Consider the following 16970-nt stretch of genomic DNA (forward strand, 5'->3'; position numbering starts at 1 on the left):
CCCCCCCCACCCCCCCCCCCCCACACACCCACCCCCCGTTTTCATCTACTGTCCGGTGGGGGGGGGCCCCCCCCCCCCCCCCCCCCCCCCACAACTGTTTTTGAGTGGGCTTATGCGTGAGTGGGTTTATGGGCGGGCGCTGCTGGGGGTTTGGGGCTGGGCCTTCCACTGCTGGTAGGCGCTCGTGGCGAGGAATCGTGCACGGTTCGCGTCGCTGAGCGTCTTGACCTGCGTAAACATGGAGATTATCGGGCTCTTGGAGCAAATACGGCACAAAGACACCAGCGTCAGATATTGCTATTTACTCGATAATCAGCAGAAGCCAACATGCCCGGAGGGTCACGGTCAGGGCGCCCATGGCACAACCTTCAGCTCCGTAAAAGCCTGCACCTCAACGGCCCAACGCTACTGCAGGAGGAAGTAGATAAGTCCCCTAACGTATTCCCAGAGCAGCACCGAGAGGACGCACTGCGCAACAAATGCGGCTATAGCTGCGAGGGTTGGTATCCAGTAGCTACGCTTAGAACATGCAATAAAAACTGCTATAAAAATAACGCATGAGACAATATCGGGACCACAGAGAATGAATGCTTGCAAATCATATGGCCACAATATTCCATGCATATATTCTGTAGGGGCTTTACATGGACTGACGATATAGCTTTTTACAATTTCATAAGTCCCATACATTTTAAAAACTAAATATAGCGACGCAATCCAAAAAATGCCTATGCGAAGCTTTACACCCAGCCATATACTAAAAATCTGCCACAAGCTAGCAAGTACAACTCCCACCACAAAGAAGGGTATATAGTCGAAATAGCTACCTTGCCACCCATCACATGGCGAGACAAATCCATTGAAATCTGCATACAGGCTAGTTGGGAAAATATAGAAAAATTGCAACACAATGAGAAACAAGATATACAAAATTATTTTCTCATTTACGGCAAACATCTTATATGTAGAATTCATGATGCCATTTCCTTTCAGTAGCATAAAACGCTAGTAGCGCAACAAAACTAGATTCAACATATCCACTCTCAGTTACTCCCCCTGACGAACCGTTTCTTTACAGAGACGATTACCTCACGCCACTCCGTCACGGAATACCCATCATGGAACATAGCTACGGCGGTGACCGTTGTTCGGTCACCGCCACAACTGTTATAGGGTGCAGGTTAGGGCAGGAGCGCCAACCCAAACTCAATAACAATCAGCGCGATAGCACACGCGAAGAGTACCCCACGCGGCACATTGAACTTCTGCCAGAGATCATACAGCTGGCTGGGAACCAACCAAATAACGCCCGCCCGAAAGGCAATCGTCATCAGGGGGCCACCCCACTGAATAATCATCAGAGCAAGAGCAAAACTCAGGCTGAGCACATCCAGGATGCGCCGGTGCTTTAGCACCTGCTCCCTCTCCTTCTGATAGCCAGGGTTGTTTAGCAACCTTGGTGGTGCTTTTTTCAGCTGACCCACAATGACCAAAACCGCCAGCGGAATCAGGGAAATATCGAAGAACATGGGAACCGCCTTTCACGTTGGGGTTCGCTCGCTACGCCGGTGACGAGCTGATGGCGCACCATCATTGGTGAAAAATTCTCAAAAACAAGTAGTGTGCAACACGTATATAACGTATTGTGGGTTACTTTACAGCACACATAGACCCTATTCAAGAGGTAAACAGCTCCCCCTCCCCCAAAAAATTTTGAAAAATTTTTAAAAAATAAGGGCGCCGGGAACCTTACGTTCCCGGCGCCCACTCCCCAGCTGTTCATAGCTCAGCGGGATTCAATTTAGAGGCGGAAGAAGCCTTCCACCGCGCGCGTCATGTACGCCATGTCGTCCACATGGCACATCTCGCGCATCGAATGCATCGACAGCAAACCAATACCCACATCCACGGTGCGCATACCCAGGCGAGTCGCCGTAATCGGGCCAATCGTCGAACCACACGGCATATTGTTATTCGACACGAACTCCTGATACGGCACACCAGCCTTCGTACACGCCGCAGCAAACACGCCAGCACCCACCGAATCCGTCGCATAACGCTGGTTCGCGTTAATCTTCAGCAACGGACCACCACCGGGCAGCGGCTGCACGGTCGGGTCGTGGTGACCCTGATAGTTCGGGTGCACCAGGTGACCAGCATCAGCCGACAGGCAGAACGACGCCGCCACCGAACGGCGGTACTCCTCCGTGCCCTCACCGCGCGCAGCAGACAGGCGCACCAAAATATCCTCCAGGAACGGGCCAGCCGCACCACTACGCGACTCCGAACCAAGCTCCTCATGGTCAAACGCCGCAAGCATCACAGTCTCGGTAGCGTGCTCGTCCGCGTTATCGGCAACGTAACGCTCCAGGGCGGTCAAACCCGCATGCACCGAAGACAGGTTATCCAGGCGACCGGAAGCGAACAGCTCCTGATCGGCACCAAAACGGCGCGGCGGCTGCGAATCAGCGAACAGCAGGTCGTAACCCACGATGCTCTGCGGGTTGACCGGCTCGCCGTCAATCACGTGCTTCGCCATGTAGCCGAGCACGTCGTTCTCCGCCGGGTCCACACCCCACACGGGGTACATGTTGAACTGCTTGTCCAGCACCAGTTCGTTGCGCTTGTGGTCCAGGTGCGGTGCCAGCTGCGGGATGCGCGCAATCGGGCCGGTGCGCACCAGGCGGTCCTTCAGCTCGCCGTCCTCCAGGACGGTGAGGCGGCCCGCCACGCACAGCTCGCGGTCCAGGAAGGAGTTCAGCAGTGCACCACCGTAGTTCTCGACGGCAATCTGGTGCCAGCCCTTGGTGGTGATGGAGGAGGAGGGCTTGACCTTCAGGGAGGGCGAGTCGGTATGCGCACCCAGCACGCGGTAGCCGCTTGCCTTCTGCGCCTTCGCGCCGCCAGCCCAGGCGATAATCGCGCCATCACGGACGACGAAGTGGCGGCCGGTTGCAGTCTGCGGGTCCCATGCTTCGGTCTCTACAAGCTCGGTGAAGCCTGCTGCTTGCAGGCGGCGCGCTACCGTGCGCGCGGCGAGGTAAGAGACCGGCGACTCCGCCACGAATGCGGCGAGGTCTTCAATATTTTTTACAGCATCAACAGTCATGGTTTAACCCTACCTTTTCTTGGGTGTTGACGGGGTGACCGGGGCTGGTAGTCCACGCGGTGTGGAGTAATAGCCCTGGTGAGGCTCGAATGGAGCGGGGTGGGCGGGCTGGGGTAGCTGGGCCAGAGCAACCCGCCAACCAGCCTATTTATCAACCTTGAGCGGTTGTGTTTCACGTGAAACCTCGCCGCGGCGAGCGCGTGCGTTGAAGATTAGGCAGGCGAGCACCACGTACACGCCTTCCAGCGCGATGCCCTGCAGCGCATCCAGAGGGGTCACACCCTCGGAGGCGAACGGATCCAGACCAGCCACCATGGACAGCAGCATCAGGATCACGTTATTTGCCACGTGCAGGCTGATGGAGGCTTCCAGACCGCCGGTGTACCAGCAGAGGAAACCCGCATAAATACCCATCGCAAGAATCGTGCTCTGACCCCAGGGGTCGTAGGCGTGGGAGAGCATGAACAGCACGGCGGGCAGCGCTATCGGCAGCCAGGGGGTGCGGAGCCAGCGGCCCAGCATCTGCATCATGAAGCCGCGGTAGGCGAGCTCTTCGGCGTAGCACTGCACAGGTACCAGGAGCAGCATCATCGCCACATAAACCCAAAATTCAATCTGTGGAGGTTGAAAATAGCGGTATTCGGGCAGGCTCTCACCGCTCAACGCCAGCATCACGGCGTAGTAGATGCCGTAGACAGCGAAGCTCAAACCCAGGTACGGAAGCAGCAGCGAGCGGCGCAGTCGGCCCGCCACCGAATGGATCAGACCCCAGGGCTTCGGGCCCACAATCAGGCGCGCCAGAAAGAGCGAAGGCACAATGGCGATCAGGGAGAGGAACGTCAGTGCGAACAGCGCCGGGTGCTCCATAATGACGGCGCGGTTCGTAGCTACATCCTGGAGGGAAACCCCCGAACCCCTAATCGACATAAACAGAGCGACTGAAATAATCAGGTTGAGGCCAATAAATACGGCGACGCCGAGCAGACCTTCCAGCAGAGGTGAGAACCAGCGGGATTTCGGGTCGGCGTGGGAGAGACGGTGGTAGGCAAGACCTGCAACAGGCGCAGGAGCAGCGGGGGTTCCGGCGGCTACCTGCGGGGGTGCGGGAGGCGGTGTCGTGTTCATTCTTTAATCCTAGCCTCCGCGGGATCGATGGTGACTGGGCATGCGGCAACCTTCAAGTACTGATTGATACGGAATGTTCCAAAACCATTGAAAAAGCCGTGAATAAGGCTAAAAACCCACCATTCACGGGGTTCATTTTCTGAACCTATGCCATAATTTGTAGCGATAATACACTCATATACATAGTCGCTGATGACCGCTCTTCCGGGGTGTTTTTTTCAGCACCAGAAAGGCTGCTTTCTTATGGCACTCGTCTTCAATCCGCCGCCCAACTGGCCCGCTCCTCCTGCCGGATGGACCCCCACTCCTACGTGGCGTCCTGACCCCGCGTGGGGTCCCGTTCCTGAAGGTTGGCAGCTGTGGGTCGAAGAGCCCAAGCCTGAACCCGTTCAGGTTAAAGAGGCTACTATTGAGCCGCTGGTTCCCGAGGATTCCGCTGCTGAGGTGGCTCCCGCTGAGCAGGTTGCTGAGCCCGTAGCTACTGAGCATGCTGTTGAGGCTGAGCAGCCCGCCGAGGTTGCGGCGCCGCTGACCGTTGAGGCGCACGTTGTTGAGGCTCCGGTTGCCGAGCCCGCACTGTTCGAACCTGCGCTGTCCGAACCTGCCGTTTCTGAGCCGGTCGTTTCCGAGCCCGTTGTTGTTGATTCCGTCGCCGAGGTTGCCCCCGAGGCACCATCGGCACCTGAATCGGTCGCTGAGGCTCCCGCAGCTGAGGCACCCGCCTCCACCGAAGAGGATACCCACACTATCGAGAGCTCCCCGCTCATTGAGTTCCACACCCCCGAAACCGAGCGCACCGTGAACCTCTCGGAACAGCCCGGTCAGAACATGCAGCCCGGTCAGAACGTACAGGGCGACCAGAACGCGCAGTTCATCCCGGCGGGTCAGGCTCCGAACGTCTTCCAGCCGAACCAGGCTGATGGTTTCCAGGGCCAGAACTTCCAGGGTGGCCAGTACCAGGGTCAGGGCTTCCAGGGCCAGGGTTTCCAGGGTCAGGGCTTCCAGGGCGGCCAGAACGTCCAGGGCGGCCAGTACCAGAACAACCCCTACCAGGGTCAGCCGTACAACGCTCAGCAGCCATACGCAGGTCAGGGTGAGGACGGCTCCGAGAAGAAGGGCCCGTTCTCCGGCACCAAGATTTGGGGTGTTATCGGTGGCGCGCTGGCTCTGCTGGTTGTTATCATCCTGGCGATTGTCATGCTGATTCCGCGTGGCGGCTCGAACCCTACCTCCGGTTCTGCTGCAGCATCGAGCGCGGCGGCTACTTCCGCGGAGGCGTCCTCCGGGGCGGCATCCTCTGAGGCTTCTTCCGCAGCGCCGGTTGCTGCTGCTGAAGCGAAGATGCCCGAGGGTGAGTTCAAGGAATACAAGAAGACCGTCGCCGACAACAAGGACACCATCGACGTTGAGAAGATTAAGGGCGATGTCTCCGCAGGCCTGATCTACTACGAGTTCAAACCCGCAGACGGTGTAGTCAACGCCTTCATCACCAGCCGTGACGACAAGGGCAACATCACCGCAGGTGTGAGCGTTCTCGACTCCACCCGCGACGGCAAGGAGCTCAAGGGCACCTCGTGGATTGACGCGAGCGGCCACTCCACCCCCACCCGCAAGCTGGAGCTGACCGGTAAGGGCGAGTGGACCATCCGCGTCTACGATGCAGACTCCGCACCCCACTACAAGAAGGGTGAGAAGTTCCAGAGCACCATGAACTACTACGCTTTCACCTACGAAGGCACCGAGGCAACTATGGAGTTCCAGACCAGCGGACCGACCACCCGCGGCTTCAGTGTTCTGAACGCGACTAAGAACGACCCGTTCTTCTCCTCGACCATCCCGACCGTGAAGAGCAGCATGCAGTGGGTTCAGAGCAACAAAAGCTACATGCAGGTTCGCACCGACTCCAACATTACTTGGAGCATCGGCACTAACTAACAGCGTGACTGACTAGGTCAGTAGGCTGGGCATAAAAGTATCCCCCGCGCCCGTCATAGGTGCGGGGGATACTTTTATGCCCTTTTTATGCCCATTTATATGCACCCGGAGGCTATGTTCTGAGGTTCTGACCGGTGGGCTTACGCCCCTGCCTGGAGGCGCCCGCCGCCGTGAGCGGGCGGTTTCTTTAGCGGGAGTACTTCGCCTCCGCTAGTTCGGCACCTGCGGCGTATGCCGCACGTTCCACCAGCTGACGGTTCGCCAGGTACACGAAGAACGTCACCAGTATGAACAGGTACATCAGCTGGTACGGCATGGTGCCAGCCATCAGGCCCAGGGACCCTTCGGGCACCATCAGAATCTGATCCGAGTTGAAGTGCGGGGAGAGCGCCAGCACAATCCAGAACGGCGAAATGTACATGCCCACCAGCGCCGCAGTCGCCAAGATAACAGCCAACGTGAAGACGAAGGAGCTGCCCCGCTGGTACATGAGCGGGAAGATTTCCATGACCACGGCGGCGAGCATCAGCGGGTACCAGGTGTTGTGGTGCGACCAGCTAATCGGCGAAATCTGCAGCATCATGAACGCGGTCAGCGCCAGCTGCGCCATGAGCGCGCGGGCACGAATCAGCGGAACCAACAGAACCGCCGTAACCAGCACAATCAGCAGGGTCAATGCCACCTGCACCACCGACAGGGCGGTAGCCGTCAGGTGATGCTGCAGGCCCGCATGGGTCAGCGTACCCATAATCGACACGTTATCGAAGTAGCTGAACCAGCCCACACGCGAAGTGTCACGCACCGCGTGGAACCAGAACGTCAGCGACTCCTCACGGATCACCAGGAAGCCGATACCCACGGTCGCGGCGAAGCTCGCGCCCAGGGTCGCGATGCCCTTCCAGTCCTTACGCATGAGCAGCAGCAGACCGAACGCGAGCGGAGTCAGCTTAATACCCGCCGCAATACCCAGCAGCACGCCGCGCGGAATGCGGGTTGCCGGACGCATAAAATCAGCGAGAATCAGCACCAAAATGATGGCGTTAATCTGCCCAAAATGCGTGGTCAAACGCCACGGGCCGCACATCCAAATCAGCGCCGCAATCAGCGACACCATACCCCAATGACCCAGGTGCTTCTGCAACGGCAAACGCCACGAGCGGCTACGCGCGTAGGAGTACAACAGGTACGCGCACCAGTAGCAGAGCGCACAAATAATGGCGGTAATCAGCAGCATACTCTGCGGCTCGGTGAGGAACGCGAGCGGGTAGAAGAGCAGCGCCGCAAACGGCGGGTAGGTGAACGGCAGGCCGCGCGTGCGGAAGGTGTACAGCTGGTAGCCGTCCGGGCCGTCCGCCAGGGAGACAGCGCCCAGGCGGTACACGTAAATATCGTCAGCCGCCGCGTGCGTCACGTAGTCGAAGGCGTAGAGGGCAACCAGGATGAACAGCAGGTGCGCCCAGAGAGCGCCGCTGAGCATGCCGGGGATGCGGTCAAAGAAGCCTGGACGGGCAGGTTTTGTGGGCTCTGCGGCAGGCTCCGCGCGTTCTACAGCGCTTTTAGCAGCCGGTTCCGCAACCGCGGAATATGCCGAAGCCCACGGGATTATAGACGCTACCGCCTCGGCGTTCATCTCGCGATTCTTCTCGCCGCTCACGCGGTTACCTCCCGAGAAGTAGTAGCCGCGTGTTCAGATACAACGGCACGAGCGCCCCACCAGCCCAGCGTAGCATCGCTTTCGGCTGGGTCAACCGGAGCGCCACGCACCGGCGCACTCAGGGCGGCAACCGACCAGAGCGTCATCGTCACCCACAGGCAGAACGCGGGAATAGCCGAAACCGCCAACGCACCCGGAGCCAGCTGTTCCAAACCATCCGCGCTACCGTGGAACCAGGACGCAATCCTAATCGGCGACAGGTACAGGCCCAGCACCGCAACCACCGCGAACACGGTCGCCGTCACCCGCAGCCACGCCGGCTGAACCGCAAAATAGGTGGGGAATGCATCCATGATGAACACGGCAGCCAGCAGGGGCAGCAGCACGTTGTGGTGTGACCAGCTAATCGGCGACAGCGCCACCATCAGGGAGGCGGTCACCGCCACCTGCGCCAGCGCGGCACCGCGGCGTTCCAGCTGATACAGCAGGCCGGCGGTCAGCACAATCGTGACCAGCGCCAGGGCGTAGTAGACAGGCTTCGCGGCGCTCTCAGAAAGACCGAAGTGCAGCAGCCAGCCCTGAATCGAGACGTTATCCACAAAGTTCAGGCCACCCACACGCGAGGGGTTCGTCAGCGCAGAGAACCAGAACTCCGGCGCGTCCTTAGGCATCAGAATGAAACCCAGCGCAATGGTGCCGAAGAACGTTGCACCCAGGGTCGCGATGCCCTTCCAGTCGCGACGGACCAGCAGAATCAGACCAAACACGAGCGGGGTCAGCTTCACGCCGCCCGCAATACCAATCAGCACGCCGCGCGGCACGCGGGTCGCCGGGCGCACAAAATCGGCAAGAATCAGCGCCGTAATGAACGGGTTAATCTGAATCAGGTCCAGGGTGCGCTGCCACGGGCCCGCCGCCACCACCAGAATGGTCAGCATCGCAATCGTGCCGGCACGACCAAAGTACTGCTGCAGGGGCAGTTCACGGCCGCGCGCATTCACGTAGTTGTAAATGATTGTGGAAATCCACCACGCCACCACAGCCGAACCGACCACCATAATGACCATGCCGACTTCCAGGGGTAGGAATGCGAACGGCAAGAACAGCATTGCCGCGAACGGCGGGTACGTGAACGGCGGCTTGATGACGCCGTGATCGTTCAGGGTCGGGGAGTACAGGTCCTGGGTGAAGCCCTCGTTATCAAAAATGGTCATCGCACCCAGACGGTAGATGGAGAAGTCCATACCGGCGAAGGGGTTGGTGAGCATTTTGATGACGTATCCACCGCCAACAATGAGGATGAGTGCCACAATAGCGATTTTTCCCCAGATGGGGGTGGTGGAGTCAGTCCTTGTCACGAGGTGCTTGTCCTTACCTTGGTGCCGGTGGATGCGCGCGTAGGGTGGGCGGGCATCTGATTTTGGAATCCTAATAGTTTATCGCGCGCACCTGTGAAAGGTGCATTGGGGAGAAGATTCACAGGGGAAGAATCACTTGAGCACGCGGGCACAACTATCACGATATGAGCCGCCTTCATATGCCCGTCATGTCTTTAAAATTGGTACAAACCGGGCAATATAATGGGCTTATTGGCACTCCGCCTATCCCAGCGCTGGGCCCACCCCAACACAGGGCCGCCAAAAGCAGGGGTACCGGGTGCCGACCCGCACACCGACGTCCACAAACAACCAGCAGTGAAAGCAGTGATTACGTGAGTGAACATCTCGGCACTCCACCCGAAGGTGAGAACACGAGCGGCAAGCCCGCAAACGTCTCCGGAGGCGGCTCCTCCGGCCTGAGCATTGGCGCGCGTCCGGCTGATGTACCCGGCGGGAACCTCACCCCCGAAGAGATTGCACACCGTGCATCCGGTCGCGGTACGTGGCATCGTCGCGCCTCCAAACCCGTCTCTTACTGGATGTTCACCCTTATCGGTGCGCTTCTGCTGCATAAGCTTATCCCGAATAGCGGCTGGCTGCTGGTGCACATTGTCACCCTCGGCCTGATTACGAACTCGATCCTGATCTGGTCGCAGCACTTCACCGAAGCGCTCATGAAGATCAAAATCCCCGATGAAGCGCGCGGCACCCAGGTGCGCCGCATCTTCATCCTGAACGCCGGTATTCTCGTGCTCATGGTCGGCATGATCGGTCAGCTGAGCGTGCCCGGACTCTACGCCGCCACCGTGGTCGGTGCACTCATTGTGGGCGCCATGGTCACGTGGCATGCCCTGTACCTGCTGAAGCAGATGCGTCAGGCTCTGCCCTCGCGGTTCGGTGTGACGATTCGCTTCTACATTGCGGCGGCGCTCATGCTGCCCCTCGGTGCGACGTTTGGCGCGATGATTGCCTACCCGAACCTGAAGGGCACCCTGCACGCCCAGTTCCTGCTCGCGCACGAGGTCGTGAACGTGCTCGGCTTCGTCGGTATTACCGTGGTGGGTACGCTGGTGACGTTCTGGCCGACCATGTTGCGCACGAAGATGGTTGATAAGGCGCTCACTTACAGCCTGCGCGCCCTGTACCTGATGTGCGGCGGCTTGGCGTTGTCCCTTGTCGGCTCCATATTCGGGATGCGCCCGCTCGCTGCCGCGGGCCTGGTCGTCTACCTGGTCGGTCTGCTCATTGTTGCCTGGGTGATGGTACGTACCCTGCGCACCAAGCGCCCAACCGAGTACCCGCCGATGGGCGTCGGCATGGGCTTCCTCTGGCTGATTATTGGCGTGGCGGCCACCGCCTACATGGTGGCAACCACTCCGTTCGCCGTCATGGATATTCGTGCGGTCACCCCCATCTTCGTGGTGGGCTTCCTACTGCAGGTGCTGCTGGGTGCGATGAGCTACCTGCTACCTCAGCTGATGGGTGGCGGCCCGGCGGTGGTGCGCGCATCCAATAAGGAGTTCAGCCGTTTTGCTGCCGGTCGCGTGACCGCCGTGAACCTGGCGCTGCTGATCTTCATGATGCCCAGCTCCATGGTGGGCCAGTCCGTTAAGATGGCGGTCGCCATCGTGGGTGCCCTAGCACTCATCGCCTTTATCCCGCTGATGGTGCGCGGCGTGAAGGCGTCCGTGAATACCCGCAAGGAAATGATGGCAGCACGCGCCCGCGGCGAGAAGCCCGTCTTCAATCAGGAGGCGCTCACCCCGGAGCCCGTCCCGCACGCCAAGCAGAGCTTCCAGGCGGCACTCGCGGTCGCCATGGCGTTCCTGCTGGGGTTCGCTGTGAACCCGTCCGCGTTGAACCTGCCGTCGGTTTCTTCGTCGGGCTCTGTGGCTGCAACCGGTCAGACCACCACCGTGCAGGTGAAGGCGACCAGCAACTACCGTTTCACCCCCGCAGAAGTGGAGGTGCCCGCCGGTAACCGCCTGGTCGTTGAAGTCACCAACGACGACGAGGGCATGACCCACGACCTGACCTTCGACAACGGCGCGACCACCGGCGTTATCAACCCCGGCGAAACGAAAACCGTTGATGCCGGTGTCATTACCGCCGACCAGGAAGGCTACTGCTCCGTGGCGGGTCACCGCGCCCTGGGCATGGTGTTCAAGGTGAAGGCGACCGGCGCCTCCGCAAACCAGGTGGCGCAGGGCGGCCACAACCACGGTTCTACGGGCACCCACAACCACGCCGCGTCGGGTAGCACCCCGACCCTCATGACCGTTGCGAACAGCAAGATTAACATGTCCGCAGCGCCCGGCAGCGGCTACAAGTACCGCGACCCGAACATCCCGGCACCGAACACCGCCGAGAAGGTGAACGGCAAGACCGTTCGCAAGGTCACCCTAGAAGTTGAGGAAGTCGACCGCGAGGTGGCGCCCGGCGTAACCGTTCACATGTGGACGTTCAACGGGCAGAACATGGCACCGATTCTGCGCGGTAAAGTCGGTGACGTTTTTGAAATTACACTCATCAATAACGGCACGATGGGCCACTCGCTGGACTTCCACGCGGGCATGGTCTCCCCCGATAAAACGATGAAGACCATCGCCCCCGGTGAGCGTCTCGTCTACCGTTTTGAGGCGAAGGGCGCCGGTATTTGGCTGTACCACTGCGGTACCGCCCCGCTGAGCCTGCACATGACCCAGGGTATGTACGGCGCAGTCATTATCGACCCGGCGAACCTTGACCCGGTTGATCACGAGTACGTGATGGTTCAGGGCGAGGCGTACCTGCACGACACCGGCAAGACCGCCTCCGACGGTAACAAGCTGGCGGAGAACTCGCCGGAGCTGATTGCGGCGGGCACCCCCACGCTGACCATGTTCAACGGCCACGCAACCCAGTACAAGGCGAAGCCGCTGCAGGTGAAGAAGGGCGAGCGTATCCGTGTTTGGGTGATGGCTGCGGGCCCGAACCTGGGCACAAGCTTCCACGTGGTCGGTTCGCAGTTCGACACGGTCTACAAGGAGGGCGGCTACCTGATGCGCCGCGGCGCAGATGCGTTCGGTAGCCGTGACGGCCACAGCCAGGCACTCGATTTGGCGCCCGCTCAGGGCGGCTTCGTGGAGATGAAGTTCTTGGAGTCTGGCACGTACATGTTCGTGAATCACTCCTTCTCGGAGATGGAGCGCGGTGCCGCCGGCAAGATCGTGGTCACTGATCGCTAGTCGTCACTGCCCGCTAGTAGTGGCTGCCCACTAACCCCTCACCCTAGGCGCTTCTAGCGCCCCGTGAGAGGCCGACCCCGCCCGGTGCATCCTATGGGATTGGATGCGCCGGGCGGGGTCTTTCTGCACTGTCTTTCTGTACCCGGACAAGCCCCTACAGAGCCAGCCCAGAGCCCCTGCACACACCCCGGCAGGAGCCTGCACACACCACGGCAAACTATGCTTTTAGCCTCATGGGCGAACTTTTCTTAGTCAGGAACGGGCATGGTGCGCTAGTCTATAGGAATGGCAGATAGCACTTCGAGCGCCTCTTCCGAGCGCAGCGCTACGGGCGTCAACAACCACACCCCCGCTTCGGCGGACGCACAGACTTCCCCTCGGCAGCGTAAAGCTTTCCCGCTTCGCTTTCTCGCCGGGGCGCTTGCGCATTGGCAGATTATTGCCTCTGCGGTTCTTTTGGGTGGCGGTGTTGCCGGCCTGGCAGCCACCTATGACGACTATTGCGGTATGACGGAGCTTTCGTATGCTCCGGCGGCTCTCCGATCCGATTTTGAGGAGGGCTCTAAGGTGGCGGGTTTCCGCCCTGGCGTGCTGGCGGCGCAGATTGAGACTGAGAGCCACTGGCGTGTGGGCGCTGTGTCCTCCCAGGGCGCTAAGGGTATTGCACAGTTCACTGATGATGCGTGGAGCGGCGGCCACTACAGCTTCGGCAATGGCGGTAATGTTCTGAACCCGCACAATGCGATTGCGGCGCAGGCACGCTACCTGGGTGAGTTGCGTACTCGTTTGGCGAAGTACGCCTCCAATGAGGATGAGCTGCAGGATGTGGTTCTCGCCGGTTATAACGCGGGTCCGGGTTCTGTGGAGAAGTACGGCGGTGTTCCTCCGTATGAGGAAACTCAGAATTATGTGAAGTCGATTCGCGAGCTAGCGAATTCGAAGTATAAGCTGACCTGCTCTCCCGAGTACCAGTTCAAGCAGGCGAAGTTGAGCTTCGTGAATGGTGTGACTCCGGCGATGGCTGGTGTTCATGTGGATGGTACGGCTCTATCCCCGGAGGAGTCGGCATCGGCTGCGGCGGAGGCTTCTGAGAGTGCTTCGGCTCGTGCATCTGCGAGCGGTTCTGCGGGTTCTTCGGTGAAGCCTTCAGCGACGAGTTCCGGCCGCTAAATTCAGTTTTGGATATCTCACTAGTCTATATAGCCGTCAGGGAATATTCTGTTTTATATATAATGTGCAGCTGATACCGGCCGCTACTACCCTACTATTCACTCTTATATTTACTCTTAATAGCGCGAGGCGCCAACCCCCATTCTCAGGGGTCGGCGCCTCGCCCTTTTTAGAGCTGGAGTGTGCCTAGTTAAAGATGGCGCGCACAACCGAGTAGCCGGAGACCGGGTACACGGCATTCACGGTTGCGGGCTTCTCACTCTCGTCCGCGATCTCAATGGACTCGGTGCCACGCAGCAGCTCCTCAAGCAGGATGCGCAGTTCCAGGCGTGCCAGGGGCGCGCCGGGGCAGACGTGGATGCCGTCGCCGTACACGAGGTTGCGGGACTGGTCGCGGTGCGGGTTGTAGGTGAGGGCATCTTCGAAGGCATCCTCGTCGCGGTTGGCGCTTGCCCAGTTGATGGTCACGCGGGAGCCGGCGGGCAGGGTGCGGCCGCCGAGTTCGGTGTCCCGAGTGGTGATGCGGCGGTTGGTGACGAGGGTGTCTTCGAGTCGCATGATTTCTTCGACGGCGAGGGCGATTTCGCTGCGGTCGTCGAGTGCGTTGCCGTCGGCGAGGGATGCGCGCAGGCGGTCCTGCTCGGCGCGGTTGCGTGCCAGGAAGTTGACGAATACGCCCACGGTTGCGGAGACGGTGGACAGCTCGCCCACGGTCCAGTTGCGGATGAGGCTGACGATTTCTTCGTCGGTCATGGTGCGGGGTTCTTCGCCGGGCAGCTGCACGGTGTCGGTGAGCAGTTCGGCGGTGACGTCCTTGGGGTTGCCGGCTACGGCGTCCTCGCGGCGTTCGTCGAGCAGCTGGCGGATGTAGCCGTCGAATTCGAGGGCGACCTTAGCGATTTCTTCGCGGTCGCGGCGCAGGGTGGCGACGCGGTTCTTTTCGATCCATTCGGTGAGGGGCTGTTCGAGGCATGCAGGCCAGCCCATGAAGGCGTTCTGTACGCGCATTGCGTAGGCCTGGCCGAAGCCCTGCATGACGTCTACTTCTTCGCCGCGGGGTAGTTCTGCGATGAGGGCCTTGACGGCGTCACGGATGACGGGTGCGAACTTTTCGAGGCGTTCGGGGGTGAAGTACTTGTCATTGACGGCACGGAAGGTGGTGTGTTCGGGTGCGTCCATGCCGTTGGGGACGGCGATGTGGCGGGTGGAGACGACGTTGGAGTAGATTTCGGGGTGGTCGAGTACGTGCTGTACGTCGGCGTTTTTGAAGACGGAGTAGCCCATGAATTCGTCGTGGGCGACGGGGCAGCGGCGGCGCATTGCGTCGTAGGCGGCTACCTGGTCTTTCTGCACTTCTTCGCTTCGGAGGTCCCAGTCGTTGTGTACGTTCTCAGTCATTGTTCACCCGTGTTCGTTATAGAGTTGTGGCGTGCTGGATGCAGGCGTCCGGGCGATGCGTGTGGGGCAGGGTCGGGCGTGCATTTCAGCACGTGAATCCATTAGTTGTTCTTTGACCGTATCACTTATGGGTTGGTGGCGCAGGGTAGGGGTTCCTTGCTTCTCATTCATCGAACAGTGCGGTGGGGTGAGGGGCGGCATGTCACGGACGCACGAGGCGGGCGGCACCCCCACCAGGGAGGTGCCGTCCGCCTCACTCTATGTAGCATTTCAGCGTAAGAGGCTAGTTTTTAAGGAATTTCTCTTCGGTTGTAATAACGAAGTATGAGGGGTATTCGCGCCCGTTCAGAAGAGCGTTGTAGTGCGGTATTTTCTGGGTTTTGATGAGTTCACCGGACTCAACGGAATAGGCTTGAATATAGGTTTCTCCTTGCAGCTCGTACATGGCGTAGAGGTTCTTCTCGGTCCAGTAGTATGTAGAGACTTCCTTTACTCCTTCTGGGATCTTGAGGCTGAATCGTACAGTGTTGTGGGCGGTATCAATGTTGGTTGAGATGATTCGCCCGTCGTGATGGACCCACCAGATGTCGTCCCCGTATGCGTGTATTGCATACGGTGCACCTGAAGGAACATTTTTCCATGTACACGTTTGCTCACTTCACCGGTAATTTGGCGTTCTGTATGCTCGCCTGTTTGCACATTAATTACTTCGAGCATGGATCCGTCAATATCTTTTAAATCTGCATATTGGTAGTCGGTAATGCTTTGCGGGTAAGTATCATGGATTTTCACAATTCTATTTCCTGCACACACAATGTAGGAACCTTCCATTGTGTTACTTTCGAGACTCTTCGAGAACATTTTTTCATTTGAAGGGTTCGGGTACACACGGGTAAGGTATGTGGGGTTCCTTGGGTGTAGGTATTGGTTATCTGTTCCTTCGTAATTGCTGATTTTGTCGTAGCCCCATATGCTGCCGTCGGCGCACTGAGCTGTGAAGAGTAAATTATTTTTAATTCTCTCTTCCCTCACCTCACCATCTTTTACAATTGTCACAAGGAATAGGTAATCACCATTTCCATCCCCTCCGTAATTATCTATAGCTACAATAGTGCTATCGTCTGCAACGTACACATCTTCACTGTAATCATTTTTTGTTTTCTTTGGGTATGTGTGTAGTGTATCGGAGAGGGTGAATAGCGAATTTGTATCTGTGAAATACAGGTTTTTATCTTTATATTTAATTGGCGAGTTTCGAACCCCAACATTTTTGATTCTTGACCATTTTTGGGTTTCTGAGTTGTAGAATGCTACGCCTCCTCCAGCATTCGGCAGGTATCTTGAGTCGCCTGCAATGGATATGGCGACGCTGCTTTCGTCAAGGGCTTTGCGAGGGTCGTTTGTTACTGGGATGGTTGCGCTACAGCCTGACAGGAGGAGGGCGCCGATAAGTCCCAGACGCAGACTTCCTGAAAGACGGGATGTGGTCATTGCTACCACCTCGTTTCGTAGTGATGTACCCAGTGTGATTTCTTGATGTCTGTCGGGTATACGCCGGGGCCACCGTCAGAGTCGAGGTCCACATTAGGGTCCGTGCTCTTATAGGCAGCCCAAACTAGCTGTGAGCAGTTATAAGAATTGGTATGCAGGGCGTTCATGACACCCTCCTTTCAGCGGGTCACCTTTTGGCATCCCGCGGTCGGTCTTATGCCTTCATCGATACATAACACCGGAAACTGTCTAACTCAGCAGGTCATACCTTAGATATCATTTCTGGCCAGGTGAGTTTTTAGTGTTCCGTACCTCATTCTATCGTTAAGGGAATTATCAATGCAGGAAAAACGTGAGGCGGGGGGGGGGGGGGGGCGCGGGGGGGGGGGGGGGCGGCGGGCGGGGGAAAAAAAAACCCAAACACAAAAAAGCAAGGCGCGGGGGGGGCGTGGGGGCGCCCAACCCCCCCCCCCCCAGACAAG

The 16970-nt window shown here is 58.7% G+C and carries 12 protein-coding genes; 3 read left to right on the forward strand and 9 right to left on the reverse strand.

What is annotated here, in order from left to right:
• Positions 1–405: 405 nt before the first annotated feature.
• The 4 genes from NML54_RS08735 to NML54_RS08750 form a co-directional block, all read right to left on the reverse strand.
• Positions 406–975, reverse strand: a complete 570-nt coding sequence (locus NML54_RS08735) for a hypothetical protein (protein WP_254757550.1) — start codon at positions 973–975, stop codon at positions 406–408.
• Positions 976–1181: 206 nt separating this feature from the next.
• On the reverse strand, positions 1182–1529 hold the full coding sequence (locus NML54_RS08740) for a hypothetical protein (RefSeq protein WP_254757552.1): 348 nt from the start codon (positions 1527–1529) through the stop codon (positions 1182–1184).
• A gap of 272 nt (positions 1530–1801) precedes the next feature.
• Positions 1802–3109 (reverse strand): M18 family aminopeptidase, encoded by a 1308-nt coding sequence (locus NML54_RS08745; RefSeq protein ID WP_254757554.1) that lies wholly within the window; start codon positions 3107–3109, stop codon positions 1802–1804.
• Positions 3110–3253: 144 nt separating this feature from the next.
• A complete protein-coding gene (locus NML54_RS08750; RefSeq protein WP_254757556.1) occupies positions 3254–4234 on the reverse strand; it encodes a CPBP family intramembrane glutamic endopeptidase in 981 nt (326 codons plus the stop codon).
• Between the two features lie 243 nt (positions 4235–4477).
• On the opposite strand from NML54_RS08750, the gene NML54_RS08755 reads away from it, so the two are divergent.
• Positions 4478–6169, forward strand: coding sequence for a hypothetical protein (locus NML54_RS08755; protein WP_254757558.1), 1692 nt, complete (start codon positions 4478–4480; stop codon positions 6167–6169).
• Positions 6170–6356: 187 nt separating this feature from the next.
• On the opposite strand, the gene NML54_RS08760 is transcribed toward NML54_RS08755, so the two are convergent.
• Entirely contained in the window at positions 6357–7823 is a 1467-nt protein-coding gene (locus NML54_RS08760) for a glycosyltransferase 87 family protein (protein ID WP_254757560.1), read from the reverse strand.
• A complete protein-coding gene (locus NML54_RS08765) occupies positions 7820–9181 on the reverse strand; it encodes a glycosyltransferase 87 family protein (protein WP_254757562.1) in 1362 nt (453 codons plus the stop codon). The genes NML54_RS08760 and NML54_RS08765 overlap by 4 nt, the downstream gene beginning before the upstream one ends.
• A gap of 353 nt (positions 9182–9534) precedes the next feature.
• Between NML54_RS08765 and NML54_RS08770 the strand changes: the two genes are divergently transcribed.
• Positions 9535–12429: a multicopper oxidase domain-containing protein gene (locus NML54_RS08770; RefSeq protein ID WP_254757564.1), complete on the forward strand. Its 2895-nt coding sequence runs from the start codon at positions 9535–9537 to the stop codon at positions 12427–12429.
• Positions 12430–12714: 285 nt separating this feature from the next.
• Entirely contained in the window at positions 12715–13599 is an 885-nt protein-coding gene (locus NML54_RS08775; RefSeq protein ID WP_254757566.1) for a lytic transglycosylase domain-containing protein, read from the forward strand.
• A gap of 186 nt (positions 13600–13785) precedes the next feature.
• Here NML54_RS08775 and NML54_RS08780 read toward each other — a convergent pair whose 3' ends face one another.
• The 3 genes from NML54_RS08780 to NML54_RS08785 form a co-directional block, all read right to left on the reverse strand.
• On the reverse strand, positions 13786–14997 hold the full coding sequence (locus NML54_RS08780) for a cytochrome P450 (RefSeq protein WP_254757568.1): 1212 nt from the start codon (positions 14995–14997) through the stop codon (positions 13786–13788).
• A 283-nt stretch (positions 14998–15280) separates the two neighbouring features.
• Positions 15281–15604 (reverse strand): hypothetical protein, encoded by a 324-nt coding sequence (locus NML54_RS09010; protein ID WP_489686308.1) that lies wholly within the window; start codon positions 15602–15604, stop codon positions 15281–15283.
• Positions 15487–16488 carry a hypothetical protein gene (locus NML54_RS08785; RefSeq protein WP_254757570.1) on the reverse strand — a complete coding sequence of 334 codons (1002 nt, stop codon included), beginning with the start codon at positions 16486–16488 and terminating at the stop codon, positions 15487–15489. Before NML54_RS08785 ends, NML54_RS09010 begins: the two co-directional genes overlap by 118 nt.
• Positions 16489–16970: the final 482 nt, after the last annotated feature.

The sequence above is a fragment of the Rothia gullae genome (assembly GCF_024294905.1).
Lineage (GTDB): Bacteria > Actinomycetota > Actinomycetes > Actinomycetales > Micrococcaceae > Rothia.